The 13,515-nt window shown below is 35.5% G+C and carries 12 protein-coding genes and 1 tRNA gene; 11 read left to right on the forward strand and 2 right to left on the reverse strand.

What is annotated here, in order from left to right; genetic code table 11:
- The first annotated feature begins 107 nt into the window (after positions 1-107).
- From CER22_RS03455 to CER22_RS03500, 10 genes are all read left to right on the forward strand, one after another.
- A tRNA-Phe gene (locus tag CER22_RS03455) sits at positions 108-180 on the forward strand.
- A gap of 386 nt (positions 181-566) precedes the next feature.
- A complete protein-coding gene (walR, locus tag CER22_RS03460) occupies positions 567-1,274 on the forward strand; it encodes a cell wall metabolism DNA-binding response regulator WalR (protein ID WP_000971866.1) in 708 nt (235 codons plus the stop codon).
- A 3-nt stretch (positions 1,275-1,277) separates the two neighbouring features.
- Positions 1,278-3,119: a cell wall metabolism sensor histidine kinase WalK gene (gene walK, locus CER22_RS03465; protein WP_048542845.1), complete on the forward strand. Its 1,842-nt coding sequence runs from the start codon at positions 1,278-1,280 to the stop codon at positions 3,117-3,119.
- Positions 3,116-4,432: a YycH family regulatory protein gene (locus CER22_RS03470; protein ID WP_088065085.1), complete on the forward strand. Its 1,317-nt coding sequence runs from the start codon at positions 3,116-3,118 to the stop codon at positions 4,430-4,432. The genes walK and CER22_RS03470 overlap by 4 nt, the downstream gene beginning before the upstream one ends.
- On the forward strand, positions 4,413-5,255 hold the full coding sequence (locus CER22_RS03475; protein ID WP_088065084.1) for a two-component system regulatory protein YycI: 843 nt from the start codon (positions 4,413-4,415) through the stop codon (positions 5,253-5,255). Before CER22_RS03470 ends, CER22_RS03475 begins: the two co-directional genes overlap by 20 nt.
- Positions 5,239-6,033 carry an MBL fold metallo-hydrolase gene (locus CER22_RS03480; protein WP_000522836.1) on the forward strand — a complete coding sequence of 265 codons (795 nt, stop codon included), beginning with the start codon at positions 5,239-5,241 and terminating at the stop codon, positions 6,031-6,033. The genes CER22_RS03475 and CER22_RS03480 overlap by 17 nt, the downstream gene beginning before the upstream one ends.
- 63 nt (positions 6,034-6,096) lie before the next feature.
- Entirely contained in the window at positions 6,097-7,272 is a 1,176-nt protein-coding gene (locus CER22_RS03485; RefSeq protein WP_048542840.1) for a S1C family serine protease, read from the forward strand.
- A gap of 53 nt (positions 7,273-7,325) precedes the next feature.
- Complete coding sequence (locus CER22_RS03490) at positions 7,326-7,511, forward strand: CxxH/CxxC protein (protein ID WP_001052827.1); 186 nt, start codon at positions 7,326-7,328, stop codon at positions 7,509-7,511.
- A gap of 59 nt (positions 7,512-7,570) precedes the next feature.
- Positions 7,571-8,050 carry a 23S rRNA (pseudouridine(1915)-N(3))-methyltransferase RlmH gene (gene rlmH / locus CER22_RS03495; protein ID WP_001027003.1) on the forward strand — a complete coding sequence of 160 codons (480 nt, stop codon included), beginning with the start codon at positions 7,571-7,573 and terminating at the stop codon, positions 8,048-8,050.
- A gap of 181 nt (positions 8,051-8,231) precedes the next feature.
- Positions 8,232-9,110, forward strand: a complete 879-nt coding sequence (locus CER22_RS03500) for a radical SAM/SPASM domain-containing protein (protein ID WP_088608188.1) — start codon at positions 8,232-8,234, stop codon at positions 9,108-9,110.
- Between the two features lie 37 nt (positions 9,111-9,147).
- On the opposite strand, the gene pepF is transcribed toward CER22_RS03500, so the two are convergent.
- Both pepF and guaC read right to left on the reverse strand, forming a co-directional pair.
- The gene (gene pepF / locus CER22_RS03505) at positions 9,148-10,965 is read right to left on the reverse strand and encodes an oligoendopeptidase F (protein WP_088608189.1); all 1,818 of its coding nucleotides are present in this window, start codon (positions 10,963-10,965) and stop codon (positions 9,148-9,150) included.
- Positions 10,966-11,101: 136 nt separating this feature from the next.
- Positions 11,102-12,085, reverse strand: coding sequence for a GMP reductase (guaC, locus tag CER22_RS03510; protein ID WP_000432444.1), 984 nt, complete (start codon positions 12,083-12,085; stop codon positions 11,102-11,104).
- A 240-nt stretch (positions 12,086-12,325) separates the two neighbouring features.
- Here guaC and CER22_RS03515 point away from each other — a divergent pair, with 240 nt between their 5' ends.
- Complete coding sequence (locus CER22_RS03515; protein ID WP_087981859.1) at positions 12,326-13,357, forward strand: acyltransferase; 1,032 nt, start codon at positions 12,326-12,328, stop codon at positions 13,355-13,357.
- Positions 13,358-13,515 lie beyond the last annotated feature (158 nt).

Consider the following 13,515-nt stretch of genomic DNA (forward strand, 5'->3'; position numbering starts at 1 on the left):
TGTAGTGGTTAACATGCCTGCCTGTCACGCAGGAGATCGCCGGTTCGACCCCGGTCGGGACCGCCACTTTTGTTTATACCACCATTAGTGGTTTTATATATAGTTTTGGCTCGGTAGCTCAGTCGGTAGAGCAGAGGACTGAAAATCCTCGTGTCGGCGGTTCGATTCCGTCCCGAGCCACTCTCAGGATATTAAGTGGGCCCACTTAATATCCTTTTTATTTGTGTAATTTTACAAAATTGAGTAGTTATTTTAAAATAGAATGAGAAGCCTCTAGCAGTTGAAGCTAGAGGTTTTTCTATAGATCGTATAGGATTCCGTGTAAAAGTGGATCATACATGAGTCTGTGAGAATAGAGGAGAAAGTACTTAAGCAAAAGATGCGGCCATATAGGGACATACTATGTAGACATCAATGTGTTTAGGGATATTGAACATATTTTTACCCCGCATTAACGGGCAGTAAGACCCCACCCAAAAATTCAACGAAGGTAAAGAAGTTAGGTGCGGGATCAACTGCACGTAAATGCCCGATTAAAGTTTCACTTTATAAGGAGGAAATAGACGATGATGGGAAAGAAAATTTTAGTAGTTGATGATGAAAAGCCGATTGCGGATATTTTGAAGTTCAACCTAGAAAAAGAAGGTTTTGAAATTGTAATGGCGCATGATGGTGATGAAGCGATTGAAAAAGCGAATGAAGAGCAGCCAGATATGGTTTTATTAGATATTATGCTACCAGGTAAGGATGGCTTAGAGGTTTGCCGTGAAATACGTAAAAGCTCAGAAATGCCGATTATTATGCTTACAGCAAAGGACTCTGAAATTGATAAAGTATTAGGGCTTGAGCTTGGAGCAGATGATTATGTAACGAAGCCATTTAGTACGAGGGAACTACTTGCTCGTGTGAAGGCGAATTTACGTCGCCATCAACAAGGTGGTGCTGCAGAAAAAGAAGAAAATACGGAAATGGTTATTGGACCAATCGTTATCAATTCAAATGCGTATAGTGTAACGAAACGTGAGGAAAATATTGAACTTACACATCGTGAATTTGAGCTACTACATTATTTAGCCAAACATTTAGGACAAGTTATGACTCGTGAGCATTTATTGCAAACAGTTTGGGGTTATGACTACTTTGGAGATGTACGTACAGTGGATGTAACAGTGCGTCGTTTACGTGAAAAAATTGAAGATAATCCAAGTCATCCTACTTTAATTGTAACTAGACGTGGAGTAGGATATTACTTGCGTGACCCAGAGCAGGAATAGTATATGAAGAAAGTTGGTTTTTTTCAATCTATTCATTTAAAATTTGTACTCATATATATGCTATTAATATTGATAGCTATGCAAGTTATTGGGGTATATTTTGTAAGAGAGTTAGAAAAGAGTCTTGTACAAGGCTTTAGAGATTCTTTAACGCAGCAAACGAACTTATTATCATATAACTTGAAACAAGAGTTTAAAAAAAGTTATACAAAGGCAGAAACAGAATCAACAGATGAAACGATTAAAACTTCAATTCGAAAATTTGCCTCTGATCGAAAGAAAGATATCCAAGAGGTAAGTGTATTTGATTCGCATAGAAAGTTACTCGCTATTTCAGATGAGTCAAAGCAAAACAAGGTAAATAGAACATCAACTGATATAGCTGTTCAACGGGTATTGGTACAAAAAAAGCCAGAAGTGAAAATTGAGAAGGATGGTCGTACAGGCCATCGTGTACAAGTTATGCTTACTCCTATTCTAGATGATAACGGCAAGGATGCACTTGGTGTTATTTACATTGTTGCATCTATGGAAGATGTTTATAAACAGATGAAGGATATTAATCAAATTTTTGCGACTGGAACCGTTATTGCATTACTCGTAACAGCTGTACTTGGAATTTTGTTAGCTCAAACGATTACGAGACCAATCTCAGATATGCGAAGACAAGCGATTGAAATGGCAAAAGGAAACTATTCAAGAAAAGTAAAAGTGCATAGCCATGATGAAATAGGACAATTAGCATTATCTTTCAATAATTTATCAAAAAAATTACAACAAGCTCGTTCTTCAACGGAAAGTGAAAGACGTAAATTATCATCTGTTTTATCACATATGACAGATGGAGTAATTGCTACTGACCGAAAAGGAGACATTATTTTATTAAATGATCCTGCGGAAAAGATGCTAAATGTTTCGCGTGAAACGGCGCTCGATCAATCTGTTTTAGAAGTATTAGGGATACAAGAAGAATTTACGCTCGATCATTTATACGAAGAGCCTGATTCCGTTTTATTAGATTTTAGTACGAGAAATGAGCCATATATTTTACGTGCTAGTTTCTCTGTTATTCAAAAAGAGACAGGGAAAGCAAATGGTTTAATTGCCGTATTATATGATGTAACTGAGCAGGAGCGTATAGAGAGGGAACGCCGTGAGTTTGTGGCAAACGTTTCCCATGAATTAAGAACGCCATTAACAACGATGCGCAGTTACTTAGAGGCACTTACGGACGGCGCGTGGCAAGATCCGAATATTGCACCGCAATTTTTAACAGTTACACAAGAAGAAACAGAAAGAATGATTAGACTTGTAAATGCGTTATTGCAACTTTCTAAACTCGATAGTACAGAACATCGTTTAATGAAAGAATGGGTCGACTTTACTGACTTCTTTAATAATATTATTGATCGTTTTGAAATGTCTAAAGAGCAAAACGTAAGTTTCAAACGATCTTTCTCTAAGAAATCCCGATTTATTGATATGGATACGGATAAAATTACGCAAGTTTTGTATAACATTATTTCGAATGCATTAAAGTATTCACCAGAAGGTGGAACAGTAACATATCGCTTACGTGATCGTGGGGAATTATTAGAGGTTAGTGTAAGTGACCAAGGAATGGGTATTCCCAAAGAAAACGTCGATAAAATCTTTGAACGTTTTTACCGCGTAGATAAAGCACGTTCAAGACAAATGGGTGGTACAGGACTTGGATTAGCAATTGCAAAAGAAATGATTGAGGCACATGGTGGCTCGATTTGGGCGAAGAGTGAGGAAGGAAAAGGGACAACTATTTACTTCACATTGCCAATGGCAGCAGATGAAGAGGACGATTGGGAATGAGTATGGAAAATGTTAAAACGATAGTTTTAATTAATTTAGTTGTAATTAGCCTATTTCTTACTTTTAACTTATGGACGTATGTGCCAGATTCCACGTCTATGCAAAATGCAAAATTTGTGCAGGGGAATGAAGGAATTACTCAAACTAAAATCGCTGATGTTGTCCGCCCTACTTCTATCATCGTGCATAAAGATAAAAATCATTATGGGAGCAAAAGAGAGGGAGATATAGAATCAATCTATAAACCTTTGGAAGCAGGGGAATTACATGATTTCAAAGAGATATCGATTGCTAAGGCTGATTTCCTTTCTTATGTGCATGGTGAAGGGAAAATTGAACTTGTTTTTCCTACCAACATCCCGTTTGATGCAGTTAAATCTATGTTTAATATGAAAGAAAAAAGTATAAATAAGCCTAAATATTTTAATCGAATTATTCTTGATCCTTCTAGAAGTAGGGATCAAGAAATTAAAATTAATTTTGTTTCTGATGGTGATAACTCTAGAATATATGAAGCAAAATTAAGTGGTGTGTATTTAAAAGATATTGTAAATGTACAAAATCAATTTATAGTATCGGCAAAACCTTATTTTGACTATCAAATTAATGATATGAAAAAGCTATTTTTACCAGATGGAACGACAGAATTAAGTAATATAACATATATTTCATCTAATTTAGCGGTTGATACATTTAAGAATGCTCTTTTTAGTGACCCACGTTATTTAAGCCCTATTACCGAGAAATCGAAAGAAACATTTACGGATGGTATTAGGTCCATGGAGATTGAAAACGATCATCATATGCTAAAGTATAAAAATTCTTCTGTTTCAAGTGAGAAAACGACAGATAATTTAATGCTTTTACAAAAAAGCTTTGATTTTGTAAATGGTCACAGTGGGAGTTTGGATTCATATCGTTTGGATTATATGAATAAAGGACAGACGGTATTCCGTTTACATGAAGATGGATATTCCGTATTCAATACAGATGGATTAGCTGAATTGAGACAAGTATGGGGATCAGAAGAAGTAATGGAATATGAAAGACCGTTGTTGTCTTTAAATACGAAAGGTATAGAACAGAAGGTTACTCTTCCATCAGGTCATGTTGTAATAGCATCTTTAGAAAATAATGCCGCGGTAGATAAAAGATTCATTAAAGACATTGGTATTGGATACAAATTATCACTAGATGGGCAAGTAGCTCGACTACAGCCAATTTGGTATGTAAAGTTTGTTGAAGATGAAGCGGGTAAACAAAAAATATATGAGTGGAGTGAGGGAGGACTAAATGGATTGGGATCGGATTAAAACCATATTTATTGTGACCTTTTTTGTTTTGGACCTCTTTCTCATTTTTCAATTCATTCAAAAGCAAGATAGTAATCAATTGGAGCTTATTGCAGAAACAAAGATAGATCAAGAATTAAAAGCAAATAAAATTACTATGGGTAATTTCCCTAAAGAACCGAAAAAAGAATCATTTATTAGGGCGGAAAACAAGGCGTTTAAAGAAGAAGATGTACAGTCTTTAAAGAATCAAACGGCGCATATACAAAATATGTACAGGATAGAAAGTAAGCTAAAAGAGCCCTTTTTAAATACAAAATCATTATCCAAAGATAAGTATAGTGATTTTTTGAAGAACTATGTATTGGATGGACAAAAGTATGAGTTTGGGGCGATGAAAGACTCTAAAATTTACTTCTTCCAAAAATATAAAGATAAGCCTATTTTCTATAACGATCAGGCAATGATTGTTGTGGAATTAAATGAAAAAAATGAACTCGTGTCGTACACGCAGACGATGCTAACTGATTTAAAAGAAATGGGCGAAAGTGAAAAAACGAAACAGCAAGAAATTATTACTGCTCAAACAGCTTTAGAAAATCTGTATTTAAAAAATAAAGTTCATGGGAATACACATGTAAAAGAAGCACAAATTGGTTATGCCACCCTTACCGCATCTACTTCTAATAACCAAGTACTCGCTCCAACATGGAATTTAAAAACGGAGCAGAAGCAGGACTTCTTTGTAAATGCAATCGAAGGACAAGTTATGGAATTAGGGGAAAGGGAAAATCAAGTGGTTGATGAACATACTGGAGTGAGAAAGAATGGGGTTGCATTTTAGCGTACTTGCAAGTGGAAGTACAGGGAATATGCTATATGTAGGAACAGATGAAAAAAAATTACTCGTCGATGCAGGTTTAAGTGGTAAAGCAACAGAGGCTTTATTTAAACAGGCAGAACTAAATATAAATGATGTATCAGGTATTCTTGTAACACATGAACATAGTGACCATATTAAAGGGTTAGGTGTATTGGCACGTAAATATGATTTACCTGTTTATGCAAACGAGAAAACATGGAATGCAATGGAACATTTAATAGGAAATATCCCAACTGAGCAAAAGTTTATTTTCTCAGTTGGGGATGTGAAAACATTCGGTGATATTGAGGTCGAGTCATTTGGGGTTTCTCATGATGCGGCAGAGCCGATGTTCTATGCTTTTCATAACAATAATAGAAAGTTAGCCCTTATTACAGATACGGGATACGTGAGTGACCGTATGAAAGGTGTTATTAAGGGTGCTAATGCTTTCGTGTTTGAAAGTAATCATGACGTGGAAATGCTTCGTATGGGACGTTATCCATGGAGTATTAAGCGACGTATTTTAAGTGATGTGGGTCACGTTTGTAATGAGGACGCTGCATTAGCGATGGCGGATGTAATTACAGATGAGACAAAACATATTTATTTAGCTCATTTAAGTTTAGATAATAACATGAAAGAGCTCGCACGTATGTCAGTATCACAAGTATTAGAGGAAAAAGGATTTGGAGTGGGAGAAGCCTTTGAAATTCACGATACAGATCCGAAAATGCCTACAAAAATTCAATACGTATAATTCTTCATTTTAGTAAACAATAAAGGTGAATATAGTTGTTTTCAGGAAGATGGGTGAACAAATATGTCCTTTATTGATGAAGAAAATTATCGTATGAAACGTGCAAGAAAAAAGAAGCATAAAGGTATTGTTATTTCTAGTATAGCAGGAACAATTGTAGGAGCTTCGTTATTTGCATTTGGAGCTCCTTTATTTGCGAATGATGCGGGCGCGCTTCCGCAAGCTGAAGCAAGTGGAAGTAATATGGCCGAAGCTCAAGGAATTAAACAGATTAGCTTTGTTGATGCTGTTGATCGTGCGTCTGAAGCTGTTGTTGGCGTTATTAATATTCAACGAGATAATTTTTCAGAGGCAGATTCAGAAGCTGGTACAGGATCGGGTGTAATTTATAAAAAAGCAGATGGCCAAGCTTATATTGTAACGAATAATCATGTTGTTGCTGGAGCAAATCGTATTGAAGTAAGCTTAAGTGATGGTAAGAAGGTTCCGGGAAAAGTATTAGGAACGGATGTAGTCACAGATTTGGCTGTACTAGAAATAGATGCAAAGCATGTGAAAAAAATAATTGAGATTGGCGATTCTAATACTGTTCGTAGAGGAGAACCGGTCATTGCGATTGGAAACCCACTCGGGCTGCAATTTTCAGGAACCGTTACACAAGGCATTATTTCAGCTAAGGAACGTATTGTTCCTGTAGATTTGGATCAAGATGGACATTACGATTGGCAAGTAGAAGTATTGCAAACAGACGCAGCAATTAATCCAGGTAATAGTGGTGGTGCGCTTGTAAATGCGGCAGGTCAATTAATTGGCATTAACTCAATGAAAATTGCAGCAAAAGAAGTAGAAGGAATTGGACTAGCTATTCCAGTTACTAGAGCTGTTCCAATTATGAATGAATTAGAGAAGTATGGAAAAGTAAGGAGACCGTATGTTGGAATTGAACTTAGATCGTTAAATGAGATTCCAAATTACCATTGGTCAAAAACATTGCATTTACCAAGCAATGTAACAGAGGGAGTTTGCATTTTAGATGTGAAAAGTCCTTCGCCAGGTGTAGATGCTGGTTTACGAGAACACGATGTGATTGTAGCAGTAGATGGAAAACCGGTTCGCGATATTATTGGATTCCGTACGGCCTTATATGATAAAAAAATTAATGATAAAATGACTCTTACGTTTTATCGTGGTACAAAACGAGCAACAACAACGGTTAAACTAGGCATTCAAAAGTATTAAAAACAGGAGGGCCTACCTCCTGTTTTCTATTGTAGAAAAGTGAGGTGAAGAATATGAATTTACCTTGTTGTTTAGAACATGTTGAATTAGCTTTAGATATTATTGTGGATGAGTGTGAAGTTGCACCGGTTATCAACAATGTGGATAACTCAGAAAAAGAGAAAAAAACATGTGAATTTTGTCAAAACGAGGCGACATATGTTGTATCGAACACAGATTCTCACACAATATGTGGGTAACAATTGTGGATATGTGGATAAGTTATGTGGATAACATGTTTGTAAGGTGGGGAATGAGTGTGAATATCTCGATTATTTCAATTGGGAAATTAAAAGAAAAATATTTAAAACAAGGTATAGCAGAATACTTAAAACGATTATCTGCATACGCAAAAGTAGAAGTAATTGAATTGCCAGATGAAAAGGCGCCAGAAAATTTAAGTGAAGCAGAAATGTTAATTGTAAAAGAAAAAGAAGGTATACGTATACTGGATAAAATTTCTGACGATACGCATGTCATTGCGTTAGCAATAGAAGGAAAACAAAAATCATCAGAAGAATTTGCAGTAAGCTTAGATCGTCTTGCTACATATGGAAAGAGTAAAGTTGCATTTGTAATAGGTGGATCACTTGGACTAAGTTCAGAAGTAATGAAGCGTTCAAACGAATCTCTTTCTTTTTCAAAGATGACATTACCACACCAATTAATGCGATTAGTATTGCTTGAGCAAGTGTATAGAGCGTTTCGTATTAATCGTGGGGAACCGTATCATAAATAAAATTACTTTTTGTATATAAAAAGAGTAAAAAAGACCATTGGACAAAAACCACCGATGGTCTTTTAAATATTAATAGGTAGTACGAAGGTTTCCTAAAATAAGTATGTTTCTATTTATAAAAAAGTGTGTTGTAATATGAAGAGGAAAAAGTATAAGTAGTCATAGAAGTGAGGAATTAAAGGTGAAGAAGTTTAAAAAGTTTTACTTGGAGATTACGAGTGTATGTAATCTTGCGTGCAGCTTTTGTCCGCCGACGGAAAGGCAGAAGCAATTCATTTCTGTGGAGGATTTTGCTAAAAGATTAGACCAAATTAAACCTCACACAGACTACATTTATTTGCACGTGAAGGGTGAGCCATTGCTCCATCCAAAAATAGATCAACTGTTAGATTTGAGCCATGAAAAAGGGTTTAAAGTTAATATTACAACGAACGGAACGTTAATTAATAAGAGAAGGCATAGACTGTTAAATAAGCCTGCTTTAAGACAAATGAATTTTTCACTGCACAGTTTTGATGGGCATCCAGGCTCGCAAGATAAAGAAGGTTATGTAAGGAGTATACTTTCCTTCATTAAAGAGGCGACAAGTCAATCGGATTTAATTGTTTCACTACGGTTATGGAATTTAACTCAGGATAATAAAACAAATGCTGAAATCCAGAAAAATAGAGATTTATTATCCATCATTGAAAATGAGTTTGGTCTATCTTATCAAATCGAAGAGAAGCTTACACCAGGAAAAGGTATAAAAATTGCAGAACGTGTCTTTATTAATCAAGACTATGAATTCCAGTGGCCGGCATTACATGAAGAAGAGGATGATGGAAAAGGATTCTGTCATGGTCTTCGAAATCAAGCGGGTATTTTAGCGAACGGAACGGTTATTCCTTGCTGTTTAGATGGTGAAGGGATTATTAACCTTGGGAATATTAATAATGACTCATTTTCTAATATTATAGAAGGTGAAAGAGCAACAAACATTGTCGATGGATTTTCGAAAAGAGTTGCAGTCGAAGAGCTATGCAGGAAATGTGGATACCGTAAAAGATTTGGAAAATAAATATGAAAAAAGCCCTCATAAAGTGAGGGCTTTTTTTTTATTCTTGATAAGAACGTTCCAATTCATCAATTAAGGAACCGACGTAAGAAACAGCCCTGCGGATTGCATCTGGTTTTGACATATCTACTCCGGCATGCTTCATTAATTCAAGTGGTTTCATCGTACCACCAGCGCGAAGTACATCTAACCAGCGGTCAACGGCAGGTTGCCCTTCCTCTTTAATCATTTGGGCTACCGCAGTAGATGCAGTGAGGCCTGCGGAATAGGTGTAAGAATATAAGCCCATATAATAATGAGGTTGGCGCATCCAAGTTAAGCCAGCACCTTCGTCAATTTCTACAGAATTTCCCCAGAATGTCGAAAGTACATTTGTTTTTATTTCAGTTAAAGTTGTAGCTGTAAGTGCTTCTCCTTCTTCTGCTAGGGTATATACTCTTCTTTGATATTCTCCCTCAAGTAAGTGAGTAACAAAGTTATGATAATATGTGCCAAGTAGTTGCAGAATCACCCATCTGCGCATTCTCTTGTCGTCAGTAGTCGCTAATAAATGCTGGGCTAATAGTAATTCATTCATTGTAGATGGTGCTTCAACAAAGTACATAGATGGACGTACATTCATAATACGCTGGTTTTTATTTGCTAAATAAAAATGACCAGCATGGCCAAATTCATGTGCTAATGTGAAGCATCCACGCATCGTATTTTGCCATGTAATTAAAATGTATGGATGAGAACCATATGGGCTTGAACAAAATGCTCCGGTGGATTTGCCTACGTTATCTGCAAGATCAACCCATCTTTCTTTGAATCCTTTTTCGATAATGGAACTATATTCATCGCCTAATACCTTTAAAGAATCTTGAATTAATTTACCAGCCTCCTTGTATGTGATGGTTGGATTAAATTCGGGATCTAAAGGTGCATGTAAGTCGCAGAACAGCATTTGATCGAGTCCTAATACTTTCTTTTTTAAATCTGCAAAACGGCGCATATGAGGCGCTAATTCTTTATAAATAATATCAAGTTGATTGTTATACATTTCAAGTGGAACTTTTTGAGGTTCTAAAAGCATATGAGTAACAGATTCAAATTTGCGTAAACGAGAGAGTGTTACTTGTTTTTTTATTTCAGTAGCATATGTTGTTGCCACTGTATTCTTATATCGTTTTAAGGTGGAAACAAATGATGAGTATGCTTTTCTACGTATGTCTACGCTTGGAGAGAACTCATATTTGCTTTCAAATAATGAAAATGATACAGGGAGTTCGTTTCCTTTTTCGTCTTGTATGGAGGTGAAATCCATATCGGCTAATTTAGTCATACCGTAAATTTTGTATGGAGAACTATGTACTTCGCCAAGTGCAGCAAGAGCTTCTTCTGTTTCAGGAGAGAGCGTGTGCGGCCTTTTTTGTAGGATGTCTAGTAATGATTTACGGAAAGGTTCGAGTTTTGTTTCTTCAGCTAAATATTTTTCAATTGTTCCTTCGTCGAATGAGAGGATTTCATTATGGATAAAGGACAGTGCAGTATGTACTTTCGTCCATAAAGCAGCAATTTTGGAAGAGTTCGCTTGAATAATTGGATTTGTACGATCAGTGGATTCTTTTAAATTTGCATATGAGTATAGTTTTGTTAACTCCATTAAAAGATCTTCTTCTAAAAGTAGGCAATGTAATAAGGTAGTGGGGCTAGTGTGTAATTGTCCTTTAAACCCATCAAGTTTTTTTATATCGTTTGTTAATACACGTAATGCAGTTTCCCACTCTTTATCAGATTCGTATAAATCAGAGAGGTCCCATGTTAGTTCAGTAGGGACTTCTGTGCGAATATGGCGTTTCTCAATTACATTTTTCATTTGTTATATCCCCCTTATTATAAGTATCTAAAAACATGATACTAGAAAATTCAGTAAAATGAAAATAATTTACATTTCTATGTATGAAAAAGAAGGACAAGCATTTTTATGCTTGTCCTTCGAGTTAAATTTAAAATTAATATACTTTATCACCGTTGAAAATAGAGTTTTTCACGACTACATAATCTACAGTACGAATTGAGTCTAATTTTGTTCCGCCAGCGTAAGAGATAGAAGATTGAAGATCTTGTTCCATTTCGATTAAAGTATCTTCTAAAGAACCTTTATGCTCAACGAACATTTTCTTACCTTCAACGTTTTTCTTCTCACCTTTTTGGAATTCAGAAGCTGAACCGAAGTACTCTTTATAAAGTTTGCCGTCTTTTTCGATTGTTTCCCCTGGAGACTCTTCATGACCAGCGAATAGAGAACCGATCATAACCATAGTCGCCCCAAATCGAATAGATTTAGCTACGTCGCCGTGTGTACGAATACCACCGTCAGCGATAATTGGCTTACTTGCAGCTTTTGCACACCAGCGAAGTGCAGCTAGTTGCCAACCGCCAGTTCCAAAACCTGTTTTAATTTTAGTAATACAAACTTTACCAGGTCCAATACCAACTTTTGTTGCGTCAGCACCAGCGTTTTCTAATTCTCTTACCGCTTCTGGAGTCCCAACGTTTCCAGCGATAACGAAGCTTTCTGGTAAATGCTTCTTAATATGTTGAATCATGTTGATTACAGCATTAGAATGTCCGTGTGCAATATCAATCGTGATGTATTCAGGGGTAAGTTGCTCAGCAGCTAATTGTTGTACGAATTCATACTCGTCCTCTTTTACACCAACGCTAATAGAAGCGATTAATCCACGTGATTGCATATCTCTAATGAATGAGATACGTTTCTCTGGTTGGAAACGATGCATGATATAGAAGTAATTGTTTTCAGCTAAATAAGTTGCGATTCTTTCATCAATAATCGTTTGCATATTTGCAGGTACGACAGGTAATTTAAATTTATGTTTACCTAAAGTGACAGTTGTATCACATTCAGAGCGGCTGTTTACAATACATTTTGCAGGAATTAATTGAATATCTTCATAGTCGAATACGTTTTCCATCATTTACACCCCTAAAATACGAATATTTTATTCGTTTTGTTTAAAAATGTTCGTCCAAAAGATAATTTACATTATTTTCACTCATAAGTCAAAGGTTTTCATGTTTATATTTAAAAATTAAGGTTTAGCTACGTATGTTGTAAGTTCATGTAATTAAAATGTGTTTAAACATAGTATTATTTGATGTAAAATTATGTTTGGGAAATAAAAGTTAAAGAGGTAAATTTAGGAGGGGTGCTAATGAAGCGCTTAGTATATATGGATTGGTTGCGTGTATTAGCAACGATCGCAGTGGTTACAATTCACGTTTCTGCTGGTTATGTTTCTATGTTAGATGCAAATAACGTATCACGCTGGATGGCTGGTAACTTGTTTGAATCGATTTCACGTGCGAGTGTTCCGATTTTTGTAATGATTAGTGGAGCGTTATTGTTAAAGGGTACAAAAGATATTTCAGTCGGGGAATTTTTACAGAAGCGTGCAAGTAAAGTAATTATACCTTTTGTAGCTTGGAGCGCTATATTTTATGCATATGGAGCATATGCAGGATATTTCCCGGCATCTTTAAAGCAAGGGATAAAGCACTTTTTAACGGATACTATTGGGGGACATTTATGGTTCTTATACATGATTGTAGGGATATATTTAATTACACCTCTACTGAAAATCTTTGTGAAGAACGCTAAAAAAAGAGAGATAGAATACTTTTTAATTTTATGGCTATATGCGTCTGTTGTAGTCAATTTAGTGAAATATTATTATCCTATCAACTTTAACATTGAATTATTTTACGTTACAAATTATGTAGGGTATTTCTTACTTGGTTATTATTTATCCAATTACGATATTTCGAAAAAATGGAGGAATATTTCTTACATTGGAGGACTTGTAGGATTTATTAGTACATTCTTTATTACATATTACTATACAGTAAAAGCAAATGGACAGTTAGAGCAGTTTTGGTATGGATATTTTGCGCCAGGTGTTGTACTGATGGCGATCGGATTATTTATATTTTTCAAATATGCATTCCAAAAGTCAGAAAGAGAATTACCATTGTTATTCCGTTTTATAAATCAAGCAAGCCTTGGAATCTATATTCTTCACTTCTTCTTATTAAATAACTTGTTGTACATGGTTTTCCCTAAGGTAAATGAGCGTGTACATGCAATATTGGCAATACCTATTAATGTAACGATTACAATTGTTCTTAGTCTGGTAATTACGTTAGTATTGCAAAGAATACCAGTTGTGAAAAAATTAGTTCCGTAAAAATGAATACAGTATAGATAGGGCAGACTTATTATTAAGGCTGCCTTTTCCTATTTTAAAATTATACTTAGATAAATTTAGGTTGAAACGAATTGAAAACAGTGGATTAATATAGTATCTTACTATAGTCTAAAGTGAGGTATGAAGAACATAATAGG

This window comes from Bacillus sp. K2I17, from assembly GCF_002209985.1.
Classification (GTDB): domain Bacteria; phylum Bacillota; class Bacilli; order Bacillales; family Bacillaceae_G; genus Bacillus_A; species Bacillus_A wiedmannii.